At 45.4% G+C, this 15,640-nt stretch carries 15 protein-coding genes; 9 read left to right on the plus strand and 6 right to left on the minus strand.

What is annotated here, in order from left to right; translation table 11 throughout:
* Positions 1 to 25: 25 nt before the first annotated feature.
* Together tsaD and AB4583_RS01775 are read left to right on the plus strand one after the other, a co-directional pair.
* Positions 26 to 1,042 carry a tRNA (adenosine(37)-N6)-threonylcarbamoyltransferase complex transferase subunit TsaD gene (tsaD, locus tag AB4583_RS01770; RefSeq protein WP_017061410.1) on the plus strand — a complete coding sequence of 339 codons (1,017 nt, stop codon included), beginning with the start codon at positions 26 to 28 and terminating at the stop codon, positions 1,040 to 1,042.
* Between the two features lie 124 nt (positions 1,043 to 1,166).
* Positions 1,167 to 1,982 (plus strand): alpha/beta fold hydrolase, encoded by an 816-nt coding sequence (locus tag AB4583_RS01775; RefSeq protein WP_372116157.1) that lies wholly within the window; start codon positions 1,167 to 1,169, stop codon positions 1,980 to 1,982.
* Positions 1,983 to 2,073: 91 nt separating this feature from the next.
* Here the strand turns inward: AB4583_RS01775 and plsY are convergent, their stop codons facing one another.
* Positions 2,074 to 2,670 carry a glycerol-3-phosphate 1-O-acyltransferase PlsY gene (gene plsY, locus AB4583_RS01780; RefSeq protein ID WP_009847793.1) on the minus strand — a complete coding sequence of 199 codons (597 nt, stop codon included), beginning with the start codon at positions 2,668 to 2,670 and terminating at the stop codon, positions 2,074 to 2,076.
* Between the two features lie 138 nt (positions 2,671 to 2,808).
* On the opposite strand from plsY, the gene folB reads away from it, so the two are divergent.
* Genes folB through AB4583_RS01795 form a run of 3 tightly spaced genes read left to right on the plus strand, consistent with a single transcriptional unit; the run spans position 2,809 to position 4,466 of the window.
* The gene (gene folB, locus AB4583_RS01785) at positions 2,809 to 3,168 is read left to right on the plus strand and encodes a dihydroneopterin aldolase (protein ID WP_017080233.1); all 360 of its coding nucleotides are present in this window, start codon (positions 2,809 to 2,811) and stop codon (positions 3,166 to 3,168) included.
* A complete protein-coding gene (gene folK / locus AB4583_RS01790) occupies positions 3,165 to 3,647 on the plus strand; it encodes a 2-amino-4-hydroxy-6-hydroxymethyldihydropteridine diphosphokinase (protein WP_017062921.1) in 483 nt (160 codons plus the stop codon). Before folB ends, folK begins: the two co-directional genes overlap by 4 nt.
* A 15-nt stretch (positions 3,648 to 3,662) precedes the next feature.
* The gene (locus AB4583_RS01795; RefSeq protein ID WP_017069477.1) at positions 3,663 to 4,466 is read left to right on the plus strand and encodes an undecaprenyl-diphosphate phosphatase; all 804 of its coding nucleotides are present in this window, start codon (positions 3,663 to 3,665) and stop codon (positions 4,464 to 4,466) included.
* A gap of 91 nt (positions 4,467 to 4,557) precedes the next feature.
* On the opposite strand, the gene AB4583_RS01800 is transcribed toward AB4583_RS01795, so the two are convergent.
* Positions 4,558 to 5,874: a multifunctional CCA addition/repair protein gene (locus tag AB4583_RS01800; RefSeq protein ID WP_372116160.1), complete on the minus strand. Its 1,317-nt coding sequence runs from the start codon at positions 5,872 to 5,874 to the stop codon at positions 4,558 to 4,560.
* Positions 5,875 to 5,910: 36 nt separating this feature from the next.
* On the opposite strand from AB4583_RS01800, the gene AB4583_RS01805 reads away from it, so the two are divergent.
* Both AB4583_RS01805 and AB4583_RS01810 read left to right on the plus strand, forming a co-directional pair.
* Positions 5,911 to 7,581: an AAA family ATPase gene (locus AB4583_RS01805; RefSeq protein WP_372116163.1), complete on the plus strand. Its 1,671-nt coding sequence runs from the start codon at positions 5,911 to 5,913 to the stop codon at positions 7,579 to 7,581.
* The gene (locus AB4583_RS01810; protein WP_372116166.1) at positions 7,581 to 8,573 is read left to right on the plus strand and encodes a general secretion pathway protein GspB; all 993 of its coding nucleotides are present in this window, start codon (positions 7,581 to 7,583) and stop codon (positions 8,571 to 8,573) included. Before AB4583_RS01805 ends, AB4583_RS01810 begins: the two co-directional genes overlap by 1 nt.
* Positions 8,574 to 8,678: 105 nt before the next feature.
* Here AB4583_RS01810 and AB4583_RS01815 read toward each other — a convergent pair whose 3' ends face one another.
* From AB4583_RS01815 to AB4583_RS01825, 3 genes are all read right to left on the minus strand, one after another.
* Complete coding sequence (locus AB4583_RS01815) at positions 8,679 to 9,290, minus strand: TIGR04211 family SH3 domain-containing protein (RefSeq protein ID WP_017061417.1); 612 nt, start codon at positions 9,288 to 9,290, stop codon at positions 8,679 to 8,681.
* A 205-nt stretch (positions 9,291 to 9,495) separates the two neighbouring features.
* The gene (locus tag AB4583_RS01820) at positions 9,496 to 10,758 is read right to left on the minus strand and encodes an inorganic phosphate transporter (RefSeq protein WP_017069480.1); all 1,263 of its coding nucleotides are present in this window, start codon (positions 10,756 to 10,758) and stop codon (positions 9,496 to 9,498) included.
* Positions 10,759 to 10,886: 128 nt separating this feature from the next.
* Positions 10,887 to 11,567: a TIGR00153 family protein gene (locus AB4583_RS01825; protein WP_010434644.1), complete on the minus strand. Its 681-nt coding sequence runs from the start codon at positions 11,565 to 11,567 to the stop codon at positions 10,887 to 10,889.
* Between the two features lie 207 nt (positions 11,568 to 11,774).
* Between AB4583_RS01825 and AB4583_RS01830 the strand changes: the two genes are divergently transcribed.
* Entirely contained in the window at positions 11,775 to 13,292 is a 1,518-nt protein-coding gene (locus AB4583_RS01830; RefSeq protein WP_372073187.1) for a CYTH domain-containing protein, read from the plus strand.
* Between the two features lie 51 nt (positions 13,293 to 13,343).
* Here AB4583_RS01830 and AB4583_RS01835 read toward each other — a convergent pair whose 3' ends face one another.
* Positions 13,344 to 14,093 (minus strand): potassium channel family protein, encoded by a 750-nt coding sequence (locus AB4583_RS01835; RefSeq protein WP_017069483.1) that lies wholly within the window; start codon positions 14,091 to 14,093, stop codon positions 13,344 to 13,346.
* 97 nt (positions 14,094 to 14,190) lie between these two features.
* Between AB4583_RS01835 and AB4583_RS01840 the strand changes: the two genes are divergently transcribed.
* Entirely contained in the window at positions 14,191 to 15,447 is a 1,257-nt protein-coding gene (locus tag AB4583_RS01840) for a methyl-accepting chemotaxis protein (RefSeq protein WP_048658011.1), read from the plus strand.
* The last annotated feature ends 193 nt before the right edge of the window (positions 15,448 to 15,640 follow it).

Genomic DNA, 15,640 nt, shown 5'->3' on the forward strand with positions numbered 1-15,640 from the left:
TAGACGAAAGCGTGCCGAGAAAATTATGCGCATTATTGGTATTGAAACCTCTTGTGATGAAACAGGAATCGCGATTTATGATGATGAGCAAGGGCTGCTTTCTCATCAATTATATAGCCAAGTAAAGCTGCACGCCGATTACGGTGGTGTGGTACCTGAGCTAGCTTCACGTGACCACGTGAAAAAAACAATTCCTCTTATTAAAGCGGCATTAGCTGAAGCGAACCTAACGTCGAAAGACATTGATGGTGTGGCTTACACGGCTGGCCCTGGTTTAGTGGGTGCACTGCTGGTTGGTGCAACGATTGGTCGCAGTATTGCTTATGCGTGGGGAGTGCCTGCAGTGCCTGTTCACCATATGGAAGGTCACCTTCTTGCGCCAATGCTAGAAGATAACCCACCACCATTCCCATTTGTGGCTCTGCTGGTTTCTGGCGGCCATACCATGATGGTAGAAGTGAAAGGTATTGGTGAATACCGAATCCTTGGTGAATCGATTGATGATGCAGCGGGTGAAGCGTTTGATAAAACCGCGAAACTGATGGGCTTAGATTACCCTGGTGGTCCACTGTTATCTCGTTTGGCGGAAAAAGGCACTCCGGGTCGTTTTAAGTTCCCGCGTCCAATGACCGATCGTCCGGGTCTAGATATGAGCTTTTCTGGTTTGAAGACGTTCGCAGCGAATACCATTCGCGATAACGATAATGATGACCAAACTCGCGCTGATATCGCTTATGCATTCCAAGAAGCTGTTTGTGCAACCTTAGTAATCAAGTGTAAGCGAGCCTTGGTTGAAACGGGCATGAAACGTATAGTGATTGCTGGCGGTGTAAGTGCCAACAAACAACTGCGTGTTGAGCTTGAAGCTCTTGCTAAGAAAGTCGGTGGTGAGGTGTACTACCCACGCACAGAATTCTGTACAGATAATGGTGCGATGATCGCTTATGCGGGCATGCAGCGCCTAAAGAATGGCGAAACGGCTGATTTGTCTGTTCATGCCACACCGCGTTGGCCTATTGACCAGCTAGAGCCAATTGCTTAATCATAACCAATCGCCAAATAAACCATAGTATTTCGATAAACGGTCGCCTTGTGCGACCGTTTTTATATCCTAGCTTACCGACTATATGTCGATAAATAATTGCTTATAGAGATTAGGGAAGAAAATGAATAAGTTCACTGTAGACAATCAATCGATGACGTACCTAGATGAAGGTCAAGGCCCTGTTGTTGTATTTGGTCACAGCTATCTTTGGGATAGTGCAATGTGGCAGCCACAGATCGAGGCTCTAAAAGATCAGTATCGCTGCATCGTTCCAGATCTTTGGTCTCATGGTGAGTCACAAGCTGCGCCGAACTCGATGCGTAACCTGAAAGATTACGCTCAACACATTTTGGATCTCCTTGATCATTTAGAAATCGAAGAGTTTTCCGTTATCGGCCTATCGGTTGGCGGTATGTGGGGAACAGAACTGGCGGAGTTAGCACCAGCACGAATCAAGTCTTTGGTACTTATGGATACCTTTGTTGGTTTAGAGCCAGAAGTTGCTCATGCTAAATACTTCAGCATGTTAGATACCATCACTCAAACCAAGATGGTTCCGCAACCGATTGTTGAAGCCGTAGTTCCACTGTTCTTTGCTAATGATGCTCAAACAAACTCACCAGCTTTGGTTGAGAGCTTTACTCAGCATTTGTCTGAACTTCAAGGTGATAAAGCGGAAGAAGTCGCGCGAATCGGTCGAATGGTGTTTGGGCGTCGTGACATGATTGAAGCGGTAGAGAACTTTGCACTGCCAGTTTTGATTGCTGTAGGACAAGAAGATAAACCACGTCCGGTACTTGAGTCATACCTAATGCACGATTGCATTACGGGCAGTGAATTAGTGGTGATTCCTGGCGCAGGTCATATTAGCTCGTTAGAGCAACCAGAGTTTGTGAACACAATGCTGAAGACGTTTTTAGATAAACATCTGCTATAAGCTTTAAATACTGAATAGTGTTGTTCGACTTATACTTACGTCGGTTTAAACGCATCTCGGTTTAAAAATAGTTCGGCTTAGACGTGACAGTTTAAGCCGATTTTTTTTGTCCGAGTTTTGGTTCGCTGCCATCGAGTAGGCGGCGGATATTCTGGTGGTGACGTAACACGATCAAACAGCACAGCATGGCTACTGGCAATGTGTATTGAGGTTTGACTAACCAAGCGTAGAAAGGGGCAAGTAGCACAGTAACCAGTGCCGCTAAAGAAGAGTAACGAAACAAAAACGCCACCACTAACCAAGTCGCCATGATCATTCCGGTTAGATCGAACCCTATTGGGGCGATAGCGCCGAGTGCGGTTGCCACGCCTTTACCACCTTTGAAGTGGAAGAAGATTGGATACATATGGCCAAGACACGCCGCAATTGCGACAACCCCTAAAATAATTGGGTCGATCTTGAGGTAGTAGCCAAGCCAGACAGGGATAGTGCCTTTCAGCATGTCACACAAAAGGACGGCAGCTGCTGCGCCTTTACCGCCAACACGCAGGACATTGGTTGCTCCTGGGTTGTTAGAACCTACTGTTCGAGGATCTGGGAGCCTCAAAACTCGGCATATCAAGACCGCACTAGAGATTGAACCTAGTAAGTAGGCAGCAATGATCATGATAAGTGCCAATGGGGTCATGTCTGTCCTTTAACGGTTATACGCCTAACGATGGGAAAATAATGCTCAATCCAAGAGTAATTGATATCATATCTCGAATTACGCAAATAATACGTTTTTTTCCCCAATTTGGGTATCCGACCTCTAAAAGGACAAGTCATGGCACTGGATAAAGTTTTCATTGAGCAGCTAGAAGTAATTACAACGATCGGTGTTTACGATTGGGAGCAAGAGATCAAACAGAAACTGGTGCTTGATATTGAAATGGCTCATGACAACCGCCCAGCAGGCAAGAGTGATGATGTGGTTGATGCTTTGGATTACTCGACAGTGAGCACTGCAGTACTTGAGCACATTGCAAATGGCCGTTTTCTACTCGTAGAACGTGTTGCAGAAGAAGTCGCAGAGCTTATTATGACTCAGTTCTCTGTGCCGTGGATTAAAATCCGATTGGCTAAACCTGGCGCAGTGCCACAAGCAAAAGCCGTTGGTGTGATCATCGAACGAGGTCAAGCATGACAGTAGCCTATGTTGGTGTTGGCACGAACATAGACCGCGACAAGCATGCAAGGGTGGCATGGACAGAGCTTCAATCGTTAGGGACTAACCTTAAATGCTCTAAAATCTATCACTGTGAGCCCGTCGGTTTTAATAGCCATCCGTTTTATAACTTTGTGATAGAGCTCGACACGTCACTCTCATTGACTGAATTTTCACAGCAGCTGCGTAAAATTGAGTTTAAATGGGGTCGCTCTCAAGATGCGCACAAACTACAAGATCGAAAACTCGATCTTGATATTGTGCTGTTTGGAGAGGAGGTTTCTGAGTGTGAACCAGAATTACCACGCAGTGATATCTACAAATATCCTTTTGTAACACAGCCGCTTTATGATCTTTGTCCTGCGCGAGTGATCCCGCAAGACGGAAGAACCGTCAGTGAAATATGGCAGAAGATGCAGCAATTAGACTCGCTCTCTGTCGTAGATATAAAACTATAATTTTTAAGGTAAGTAATGAGTTATTTTGAAGCGTTTATATTGGCGTTGGTGCAAGGCTTTACAGAGTTTTTACCTATTTCCAGTTCTGCACACCTAATCCTTCCTTCAGCTGTTTTAGGCTGGGAAGATCAAGGTTTGGCTTTTGATGTCGCTGTCCACGTTGGTACTTTGGCAGCTGTTGTTATCTATTTCCGTAAAGAAGTGGTCTCTCTGTTGAGCGCATTCTTTGGTTCAGTGTTTAAAGGTGATCGTAGTAAAGAAGCGAAGTTAGCGTGGATGATCATTCTCGCGACGATTCCTGCGTGTATCTTTGGCTTGTTGATGAAAGATATTGTTGAGCTTTACTTACGCAGTGCGTGGGTGATCGCGACGACAACGATTATCTTTGGTCTATTGTTATGGTGGGTGGACAAGAACTCAAGCCTGCGCGATGACGAATACCAAGCGGGTTGGAAAAAGGCGCTGTTTATTGGTCTTGCTCAAGCAATGGCGATCATTCCGGGCACGTCTCGTTCTGGCGCAACCATTACCGCGGCGCTTTACCTTGGTTTCACACGTGAAGCGGCGGCTCGACTCTCTTTCTTGATGTCTATCCCAATCATCACTCTGGCTGGTGGTTATTTAGGTCTTAAGTTGGTGACCAGTGGTGATCCAATCCATGTTGGCACTTTGCTAACGGGCGTTGCGGTGTCTTTCATCAGTGCTTACATCTGTATCCACTTCTTCTTGAAGCTTATCTCTCGTATGGGCATGACACCGTTCGTTATCTACCGCCTGATTCTAGGTTGTGGTCTGTTTGCTTTCTTAATGATGCAGTAACAGACACAGGCAACGGTCTCGCTGTAAGAATTGAAACAAAAGGCCCGCTTAACTGCGGGCTTTTTATACGTTTTAGGTAGAGCGGCGACGATTAACTGCTAGCGAGTTCTGATAGGGCGTTTTCAATTGCGATGGCTCTGCGTTTCTCTTGTTCTTCTCGAATATCTTTGCCTTTAAAACCATCGGTAATGATCGCTTTTACTTCGACTTGAAGCGCCGCTTGGTAGGCGACTTCAAAGCGCGCTTTTTGAGGATAAGGCTGATCTTCTAATCCTTTTCGGCCTGCGTGGTCGGCCTGGCAGCAAAGTAGTATATCGTCGAACCTATCTGGCTTACGCCAAACATCGAACTTGTTGAGAACCTTGAGAAAGGTGGTTGGTTTGAGCTCGCCTGCGCGGTGGATATTAGAATGTTGCTCGCACACTAACAACGCAAGGTCTCTGAACTCATTGGGCACTCTCACTCGCTCACACAGTTTCTTGATTATCTTAACACCTGTGTGGCAGTGCATTTTATGGCTTGGCCATTCAGCTTGTGGTGTGACGCCTTTACCTAAGTCATGCACTTGAGCTGCAAAGCGTACCGGTAGCGATGGGCTTAATAGTGCGGCTTGCTGAGCAACCATCAGAGTGTGAATACCCGTGTCGATTTCAGGGTGCCATTTTTCAGGTTGAGGGACGCCAAATAGAGCGTCAATCTCAGGTAATACGACTGCCAATGCACCACACTCTTTCAATACAGAGAGGAACACTTCAGGGTGCGGTGTACTAAGAGACTTATGCCACTCTTGCCAAACTCGCTCTGCAGTAAGGTGTGCCAGTTCACCAGATTGGACGATCTCACTCATCATATCCATGGTTTCAGGTGCAACCGTGAAGTTAAGATGGTGAAGCTTGGCGGCGAAGCGAGCCACACGCAGTACACGAAGAGGGTCTTCAACAAAAGCGTCTGAAACGTGTCTTAAGATACGATTCGAGAGATCTTTCTGGCCATGATAAGGATCGTGAAGTTGGCCTTTATCATCTTGAGCTATAGCGTTGATGGTCAGATCTCGACGCATGAGGTCTTCTTCCAAACTCACGTCTGGCGCGAAGTAACATTCGAAGCCTGTGTAACCAGAGCCTGATTTTCTCTCAGTGCGAGCCAGTGCGTGCTCTTCTTTGGTTTTTGGGTGCAAGAATACCGGGAAATCTTTTCCCACAGCAGTAAAGCCAAGGTTTTCCATCTCTTGAGGGGTACTCCCTACCACGACCCAATCTCTATCATAACTATCAATATTGAGCAGCTTATCGCGCACTGCTCCACCGACTAGATAGCGTTGTAGCCCGTTGTCTTTTGGTAGGCTATCGTAAATTTGCAACTTATCACCTCGAAATGTTTTATCACTGCTGGACTTTACTGCAAGCAATGGTACTTTCCATTAATCGTAATTATAGGGCAGCACATGTATAAGGAATATTTTGGCTTCGTTGAGATGCCATTTTCGATTGTACCAAATTCTCGCTACTTGTTTTTGAGTCAGCGCCATCAAGAAGCGATGCAGAACCTACAAGCCGGTTTAGGCGAGGGTGGGGGCTTTGCGATGCTTACTGGTGAGGTTGGTACAGGGAAAACAACGGTCGCTAAGGCGATGTTGTCTTCATTGGATAGTCATACTCAGGCTGGCCTTATACTTAACCCTACGTTTTCAAATACGGATTTACTAGAAGCTATCTGCGATGAGTTTGAGGTCGAGTACCCAGAACAAGCATCGTTGAAACAGCTCAGTCAGGCTATTCATTATTTTCTACTTGATAGCCATGCCGAAGGCATTCAAACCCTATTGGTGATCGATGAAGCCCAACACCTCGCTGCCGATGTGTTGGAGCAGTTACGCCTTCTAACAAACTTGGAAACCGACAATCGTAAGCTGTTAAAAGTACTGTTGGTCGGCCAGCCGGAATTACAACAGCACTTACAAACCACGCAGCTACGTCAGCTAGCACAGCGCATTACTGGTCGTTATCACTTACTGCCTCTTAATACCGAAGAAACGGGCAAGTACATCGCGTTTCGTTTGGAGACGGCGGGTGGAGAGCAGATGTTGTTTTCGAACCGTTCTATCAAGCTGATTGCTCAATATACGCATGGTATTCCAAGGCTCATTAACTTGGTGTGTGATAAAGCACTGCAGTTGGCTTTTCATGACGGTGAGCAGCTACCGAGCAATGAAACGGTTAACCGAGCGTGTCAGCAGGTTATGTCCTTTCAGGCCGATGTGTATCACGTCGAGAAAGCTCTAACTTCTCGTGTCGCGCCTAAGTTATTCCAATACGCAGGGATTGCGACGTTAAGCGTTGGTCTTGCAATAGCGACCTTTAACTTCGCTCCAAGCTATATCAATGCTTGGTTGCCTACGGATGCATCAAATGAAGCAAAGACGGAAGTGTTAGCACGTACTCAGCATTCTTTGGTATCAGATGTTCCTAAGTTGGTTGCTGAGCCAAAACCTGCCAAGTTTGAATTGCCACAACACATTCAACAACATTTGATGCAGGGGACCAATCGTTCTCTCGCTATCAAAGACTTGTATACGCTGTGGGGATATCAATCTTCACTGCGTGATGGATTGTGCTTAAGTGAGCCACAAAGTGTTTTTGTGTGTGAGCAGCAGCAGGCCAGTTTGGATACCTTGTTAGAACTTGGTGTTCCTGTGGTACTTAATCTCGACATAGACCAAAACCCAGTGTTTGCTGTGCTGTATGGCGTGTCTAAGGATTCTGTCGAGTTGCTGGTTAATGAAAAGCTGTTGGTGATGCCGAAGCAATCCTTAGAGCAAATCTGGCAAGGCGATTACGTCGCTATTTGGAAGCAGCCGCTGCGAGAGACCCTTAAAGAGGGCTATCAAGGTGAAGCGGTTGCTTTGCTTGATCTACTGCTTTCTGAAGTATTAGGAGAGGTTGTTTCCGGTAGTGATGTATTTGATTATGAGTTAAAAATGAAAATCGAAGCATTTCAAACGTGGCAAGGTATGTCTGTTGATGGCATTGCAGGTAAGCGCACCTTAGCAAGATTGCAGAGATTAGCTCAACTCGATTCGCCTAAGCTGATGTCACTAGAAGGGGGCGAAAGCTAATGTCACGTATTATGCACGAACTTAAACAGCCGTCTCACAAGCCATCTTCTATTAATCAGCACTCTCTTAGCAAACCAAGCTTCAAAGGCTACCAGAATCATCATGTTCCTAATTCTGCAAAAGGGATGAGCAACAAGCGAGGTTCATCGTTAGCGATGGGGCTACTCTTAATCTTGGTTCCTTCTTTGTTGGTGGGTGGCGTCTTGGCTTATCAATCGTATATCCAACAACAAGAAGCCGTGAACCAAGCTGCCAATGTCGCTCTGCCAGAATTTAAAACTGAATCAGACATTGAGCCTGAAATTGCGGATGCTGATATAGCAAGCATGGATGCCGTGTCTGAGGAAGAAGATGCCTTGTTCACCGTTCGCCCTGCACCGGCGAGCCAACCGTTGAAAGCATTGCCACGCCAAGAGATGTATGCACAGATTGATTCTGGCGCTAATCGTGCAAACACCGCTGGTGGCTCAGCAGTGATCTTCGCTAATGCTGATAACAACACTCAAATGACAGCCAGTTCTGAATCGTCATCCGTTCAGTCAGGCGCGAGTGATGAAACGACTGCTCTGCAATCAAGCACTGATCAGCAATCAAATAGTGACTTACAATCGGACAGTGATCTGCTGCAAGGGCTAGACCTCAGTGAGTTGCCACCTGATTTGGCATTGAAGCTTGAATCCATTATGGGGGAGCAACAAAGCACTCCTGAGCCGATGGACTCTAGACCCGCAGGGCAAAGAGGCTCTCAGGTTATTGAGTTGGAAACGCACACCAATAGCTTATCAGGCGTCCTTCCTAAGTTAGACCTACAAACTCATATGTACTCGAGCAGCGAGACCAAACGTTGGGTAAAAGTGAACGGCCAAGAAGTGGCGCAAGGAGATTGGATTGGACAAGACATTCAATTACTAGAGATTAAGCCACAATCAGTGATCATAGAGTTCAATCAACAGAAGATAGAAATCCCGGCTCTGTACGAGTGGAAAGGTTAGCGAGCTCTAAAGGTATCTAGATAACAGACAAATAAAAAGGAGCACCTCGGTGCTCCTTTTTGATCTTCGATACTGAATTTACTGTACCTAATACAAGCGTTACGTCTACGCCCAACCGTTTGGTGATTTTCTGCGACGAGGCATGATGTGTGGCAGAACAAGGCCTAGAACTAGACCAATACCCGCAACACCACCACCGTACATGAAGTACTTCAATAGTAGGTCGTCTTTTTGAGTGTCTAGCTTAGCGCGCAGTTCACGGTTCTCTGTTTGAGAACTCGTTAGCTGTTGGCTAATTTCACTGTAGTTCTGTTCTAGTTCAGCAATCTGCTTGTTACGAGAATCTAGAGAGCTTGCTAGGCCAGCTTTTTCGCTGTCAGCACTCTGACGAGCATTCGCTAGCTTGCCTTTAACTTCCGTCAGCTCTTTCTCTAGCTTAGGCATACGCAGTGCCATGCTTTCTTGAGTGCTTACAAACTTGCTTTCAACCCAACCTTTACGGCCACGGTTGTCTTGAATTTGGGTGTAACCCGTACTCTTGTTAGTTTGTAGGAATGTAATCTTTTCACCAGCATCAACACTACCGATGATACGGAATGTGTTGTTTGGGCCAGAATGCATATAAGTAAATAGTTTGTCAGCAATATAACGGTCTTGTGCAAAGGCAGCTGGAGCCGCAAGCATTGCGAACAAAACTAAGCTAATCAGTTTTTTCACAGTAAATCCCTTAACGATTCAAATTGGGTAGGCGTATGAGTCAGCCTCAATCAGCAAATAATATTTAGTTTCTTTATGCGGTGCAACAAAGAAGGGAGGCAAAGCCTCCCTTTCTGTGCGTTTGAGTCAATAATGACATGGCATTTACATATCGTTACTGAAGCTCACACTGTTCTGACGCTAGTATTCACTAACGCAGTTGCGATTACATAGTAAACGCAGCTTGAATTCCGTAGAAGAACACAACAGCAAGTAGAGCACCTGCAGGTAGTGTCACAATCCAAGAAGCCACGATATTACGTACAACGCCTAAGTTTAGTGCTGCGATACCACGAGCAAAACCAACACCTAAAACAGCACCAACGAGTGTTTGTGTAGTAGAGATTGGAAGGCCAGTACCTGAAGCTAGTACAACCGTACATGCAGTTGCAAGTTGTGCAGCAAAGCCACGGCTTGGTGTTAGTTCTGTAATACCAGTACCAACGGTTGCCATTACTTTATGACCCATTGTTGCAAGACCAACAACGATACCGAATCCACCTAGAGGAAGAATCCACCATGCGATAGTACTCTTACCTGTGATTTCACCCATGTGCTCAACGGTTGATACAACAGCAGACAGTGGACCAATCGCGTTCGCAACGTCGTTTGAACCGTGTGCAAATGCCATCGCACAAGCTGTGATAACCATGAGTACAGAGAAGATGCCTTCAACACCTGCAAAGCCGTGGTCTTCTTCGCGGTTAGCGAATTTCTTCTGGATGTATAGGTAACCGCCGATCATTACAAGCGCAGAAACGCCAGCAGCCCAAACCCATGCTTCAGTGTTGCTTAGGTGAAGACCAACGTGCTTAAGGCCTTTCTTGATGGTTACAAGTGCAATTACCATTGTTGTAATGAACATGTATACCGGTACAAAGCGTTTCGCGTTAAATAGCGGGTTCTCTGTATCAAAAATCAGTCGTTGAGCACTTACAAATATGACGTAAGCGAAGAAACCGGAAATAACCGGTGTGACAATCCAACTGCCCACAATGCCTTGAACGCTGCTCCAGTCTACCGCTTCAGTACCTACAGACACACAAGCGAAGCCGATGATTGCACCGATGATTGAGTGAGTCGTAGAAACCGGCCAGCCCATGTAAGAAGCGAGAAGTAGCCATGTACCCGCAGCAAGAAGTGCTGACATCATGCCGTACACAAGTACATCTGGTTGATGAGCGAATAGAGACGTTTCGATAACACCTTTACGGATCGTGTCTGTTACTTCGCCGCCCGCAAGGTAAGCACCTGCGAATTCAAAGATCATTGCGATAATGATCGCTTGTTTAACGGTTAAAGCTTTAGAGCCTACTGAGGTGCCCATTGCGTTCGCAACGTCATTTGCACCAATACCAATAGCCATCAAGAAACCGAAAGCTGCTGCAACAATAATCAGGACAGTGCCGTAGTTAGCAAGGATATCCATCGTAATACCTAGTTGTTTGATAACAAGCGGAACAAATTTAGACGCAAAAAACCGCTCAGCGAGAGGAATACTCAGCGCATAAGTGGTTTGTTCAAAAAATGCTCTTCGTTATATGGTTAACGTATGATTTAAGATCGAGAAAGCATTACTTCAAGACGAGCGCCTACACGCTGTGCTTGATCTGCAATACCACCAACCCATTCAAGAATTTTGTATAAGAACATGATATCAACTGGATTCAGATCGCCTTCAATTGCCATTAGTTGTTGGCGTAGTTCGATCTGCATCGCATCCGTGTCATCTTCAATTACATCTAATTGATGAATCATTTCGGCAACGAGTGTTACTTCACGGCCTTTAAAGCCAGTCTCAAGTAATTCGTCTAATTCATTGATTACGTTTTGTGCTTGGTTCGCTGCATCTAGACAACGTTTAACGTAAGCGATGAAGTTTTCTTGCATAGGAGCAGGAATGACAAGTTGACGACCATATACACGGCCAGCAATGTCTTTCGCTAGGTTTGCGAGTTTGTCTTGTTGAGTTAATAGCTCCAACATATCGGTGCGATCAACTGGCATAAACAAACCACGAGGAAGTTTAAGGCGAATTTCACGTTTTAGTACGTCAGCTTCTTTCTCAAGGTGAGAAATTTGAGCTCGAATTTCTGATGCTTTTTCCCAGTCACCTTTTGAAGAAACTTCAAAGAAATTAACTAGGTGAGAACAACATTCGTTCACGCATACTACGTGACGCTGCAAAGGTTTAATTGGGGACTTTGCAAATAACCCCATAATTGTATTTACTGGCATGGTCATCCAACCTAATAAATAATAACCTTAAAACAACATACACCATATTCATGGTGAAATGTTAAGCGATGGCTACAAAGTCGCGCATGTTAACCTAATCAATCTCTCATTAAAACTGTTTTAGATCATCATAAGGGCGATATTTCTGACTTGCCGACTTTTCAAATTGGCAATATCCTGTCCCTATCTTCACAGAAAGGTATAACTATGGAAACCGAGATAGAACTGAAGTTTTTTGTTTCTCCTGAATTTTCAGAGACTTTACGCAATAAAATTGCTGAAACTAAAGTACTTCAGCACAGTTGTCGTGAGCTAGGTAACATCTACTTTGACACCGCTGACAACTGGCTACGTAAGCACGATACAGGCTTACGCATTCGACGCTTTGATGACGTATTTGTACAAACCGTAAAGACTGCTGGTCGTGTGGTTGCTGGCCTGCATCAAAGGCCTGAATACAATGCAGAACACGACAGCAACGAACCTAAGTTAGCCCTGCACCCAGAGGATATCTGGCCAGCAGGTAAAGACATCGAAACGTTGCAAGCTGAGCTGACTCCTCTGTTCTCTACCAACTTCACGCGTGAGCAGTGGTTGATTGGTATGCCTGATGGTAGCCAAGTCGAGGTCGCATTCGATCAAGGCTTTGTTGAATCAGGCGACCTGCAAGAACCGATTTGCGAAGTCGAATTGGAACTTAAATCCGGTCAAACGGATGCGCTATTTACATTGTCTCGCCAATTCTGCGAACAAGGTGGCATGCGTTTGGGTAACCTAAGTAAAGCAGCTAAGGGTTACCGCCTTGCTCAAGGTTATCAAGGAGATGAAGTCACTCCTTTGACCTTAGTTGATACTGACAAAAGTGATACCGTTGAATCGTGTTTCATTCAATCTTTAGAGCATGCTCTCGCTCATTGGCACTATCACGAGCAGATTTTCACTGAGCGTCAATCGATTGAAGCGCTACATGAGATCAGTCATTCACTGAGCTTTATCCGCCAGACTTTCACCATTTATGGTGGCATTGTCCCTAGACGTGCGAGTGCTATTTTACGTCAAGAGTTGAAGTGGCTTGAGCAAGAGCTCGACTGGCTGAAAAGCTATGATCACTTCGAAGACTTGCTGGAAGATAAAGGCCATGTACTACGTAAACTCGATGCGCGTAAGTTCTTAGTCGCTGAGCTTAAAGAGATGCAAGAGCAACTGCCAGATCGTGAAGATCTGCTTACCTTGCTGAGCTCTGCTCGTTACACCGGTTTATTGTTAGATTTGAGCCGTTGGATCTTGTCTCGTGGCTGGCAGCCTTTCTTAGATGAGAAAGCGCGTGAGCAAATGGGTCGTGGTATCGAATGGTTTTCCGTGCAGCAACTCGATCGCACATGGGCAGACTTGATGGAAGCTTTCCCGCCAGAGCGAGTGATGACCAGCCAAGCGTATATTGAGCAGCAATACCGTTTGATGCGAAACCTATATTCTGGTGTGGGTTTCGCGAGTTTGTATGATGACGCTGAGCGAAACAGTTTCCGTTTACCTTGGGCCGATATGGTGCAAGGCATTGATGACTTGCTGGCACTTAAAACATTAGAGCCTTTGACTGAGAAGCTGGAAGGCGATGAGAAGCTTCAGCTAGAGCGTTGGTTAGCTCGTCAAGAAGTGTCCATTCTGCATGCGATGGAACAGACACGCCAAATCAGTGTTGAGGTTGAGCCATACTGGCAAGACTAAACTCGATACCTGTATCAATAGAAGTATGAATTTGAAAATAGGGCTCCGGCCCTATTTTTTTGTTTGTTGCTCAAGTTTTTCGAGTCGCTCTAAGATTTTCTGTTGCTGCTCGATGATCTTCTCAAGGTGTTTCTCTTTGTTTTCCGCTCGTTGATTCTCATGATGAGTTGGGGAGGTGATCAAAGAAGTAATCAAGCCTGAAATCATACCAAACACACCGACACCACAGATGATCACCATTGAAGCCACTAACTGACCGGAAGTTGTCACTGGGTAATGGTCGCCATAACCCACAGTACTGATGGTCACAAACGCCCACCATAAAGCATCATTACCTGTAGTGATGTTGGCGTTCGGATCTTTGTGTTCCAATAGCAGGATCGTGCCAGCACCGATAGTCAGTAAGATCACCAAAAGCAGAATGATGGAAGCGAAAGTGGTCTCTTTCCTATTACGAAATAACTCTCTGAAAATACGTTTACTTGAACGCAGAACTAAGATGACTCGCAGAATTTGAAAAATACGGGCGAAACGAAGAGGCTCGATCATTGGGATACTTGCTAAGAAATCGATCCAGTGTACTTTTAGAAATTCTTTTTTGTTTTGTGATCTAAATAGATCAATTGTGAGCTGAAAAAGAAAAACACTACAGATTATAAAATCGAGGCCGATAAGGACTTGTTTCGATTCTTTATCGATCGGTACGAACAATAAGCCTGAGATCACAAATAACGCTAAGAAAGAGAGAATCAGTGACAATAAGCTCATCGGCTTGGTGGCGTCTTTGGTATTATTCAACATTCATACGAGGCTCAAAATAAATCGCGAACTTTGACTGACATAGCCACCTCGCGGATATAGAAGCCATCAATATATAAGAATTAATGGAGAACTGACAATGACTAAACTGTCATTCAAGCCGTGGGAAAGGATAATCTCTGACGTTCGTCTCGTTCCAAAAATGGTCATGTTGATGATATTCAGCACTATCTTGATCATTTCGAAGCAGCTATGGGACGCAAGTACGTTTTACGATTCATTGCTTGCTGTAACCAACAATGCGCAAGTCGCACAACAGCATTACGAGACTTACCTAGTTCAAGTGGCTTGGCAAACAGCCTTGATGATCATTGTGTTTGTGGTTCTTCTGTTAGCAGCGGCGCGCGTTATGCTGCGCCAGACTCAATACCTTAATGACGCCATTAAAACCATGGCAGATAAGAACTTATCAGTGCCGATTCAAATGGATTGTAAAGATGAATACGGCGATGTGGCACGCGAACTTGAAAAAACTCGCGTCCAACTGAACGACATGATCAAAACTCAGGTGGCCTCTTCTGATGAGCTGTTTGCTCTGACGGAAGTGATGACCATCAGCATGTCTGAAACCAAAGAGTCAGCTCAAGAAGAGTTCAACGAGATCGATCAACTGGCAACAGCAATGAGTGAGATGACGTCGACGGTGCAAACTGTCGCTGAGCATGCACAAAGCGCTTCGTCATTGACTGAACAGGCATCAGGCCAAGCTCTTACTGGTCAGAAGTTCGTTCAAGGATCAGTGTCTAAGATGAGTGAGCTATCTTCAGATATCGCAGCATCTGCAGCAGCGGTAAACCAAGTAGAAGAACGCGTTGACTCAATTGGCAGTGTGGTTGGTACTATCCAAGGCATTTCAGAACAGACAAACCTACTAGCATTGAACGCTGCAATTGAAGCGGCACGTGCCGGTGAAGCGGGTCGTGGTTTTGCGGTTGTTGCTGATGAGGTTCGTAACCTTGCACAGCGCACTCAGCAAGCGACGGTAGAGATTCAAGACATGATCAGTCATCTACAAAGCAGCGCTAACTCTGCGGTAGAACTGATGGAGAAGAGTGTTGTTGAAGCGGCTGAAGGTGTTGATCTGGTGACTAACGCGGGAAGTGAGCTTGACGGCATTGTAAGCCAAGTCAATCAAATCAATGATATGAACTTCCAGATCGCGACCGCTGCAGGCCAACAGAGCAGTGTTGCTGAAGAGATGAGCGTCAACCTGACCAATGTACGCGAGCTTGTTGAAGCTTCAGTTGTGGTAGTTGGTGAACTGCTCGAGACCTCTCAGCTTATGGAAAGTAACGCGCAAGAACTCGACGGTAAGATTAAGCAATTTAAGGTTTAGTCCTCAGCACCCAATCTTCATCCGTCAAAGGCTAATTCCCAGAGACTGTTTCTCGGTTGTAAGCTCAACCAGATAAGTTAATCGATAAAACGCCCACATTGCTAATGTGGGCGTTTTTTATTGGCGTAACTTTGGTATAACTTATCTTTAGTTATGAAAACTCGTTATTGAAGAACTGAATCGATAAACCGAT

The sequence above is a fragment of the Vibrio sp. 10N.222.49.C12 genome, assembly GCF_041475025.1.
In the GTDB taxonomy this organism is placed as follows: domain Bacteria; phylum Pseudomonadota; class Gammaproteobacteria; order Enterobacterales; family Vibrionaceae; genus Vibrio; species Vibrio crassostreae_C.

Coding starts and splice junctions, on each gene's coding strand:
- tsaD (WP_017061410.1), top strand. CDS start 26: ATGCGCATTATTGGTATTGAAACCTCTTGTGATGAAACAGGAATCGCG.
- AB4583_RS01775 (WP_372116157.1), top strand. CDS start 1,167: ATGAATAAGTTCACTGTAGACAATCAATCGATGACGTACCTAGATGAA.
- plsY (WP_009847793.1), bottom strand. CDS start 2,670: ATGACCCCATTGGCACTTATCATGATCATTGCTGCCTACTTACTAGGT.
- folB (WP_017080233.1), top strand. CDS start 2,809: ATGGCACTGGATAAAGTTTTCATTGAGCAGCTAGAAGTAATTACAACG.
- folK (WP_017062921.1), top strand. CDS start 3,165: ATGACAGTAGCCTATGTTGGTGTTGGCACGAACATAGACCGCGACAAG.
- AB4583_RS01795 (WP_017069477.1), top strand. CDS start 3,663: ATGAGTTATTTTGAAGCGTTTATATTGGCGTTGGTGCAAGGCTTTACA.
- AB4583_RS01805 (WP_372116163.1), top strand. CDS start 5,911: ATGTATAAGGAATATTTTGGCTTCGTTGAGATGCCATTTTCGATTGTA.
- AB4583_RS01810 (WP_372116166.1), top strand. CDS start 7,581: ATGTCACGTATTATGCACGAACTTAAACAGCCGTCTCACAAGCCATCT.
- AB4583_RS01820 (WP_017069480.1), bottom strand. CDS start 10,758: ATGGATATCCTTGCTAACTACGGCACTGTCCTGATTATTGTTGCAGCA.
- AB4583_RS01825 (WP_010434644.1), bottom strand. CDS start 11,567: ATGCCAGTAAATACAATTATGGGGTTATTTGCAAAGTCCCCAATTAAA.
- AB4583_RS01830 (WP_372073187.1), top strand. CDS start 11,775: ATGGAAACCGAGATAGAACTGAAGTTTTTTGTTTCTCCTGAATTTTCA.
- AB4583_RS01835 (WP_017069483.1), bottom strand. CDS start 14,093: ATGTTGAATAATACCAAAGACGCCACCAAGCCGATGAGCTTATTGTCA.
- AB4583_RS01840 (WP_048658011.1), top strand. CDS start 14,191: ATGACTAAACTGTCATTCAAGCCGTGGGAAAGGATAATCTCTGACGTT.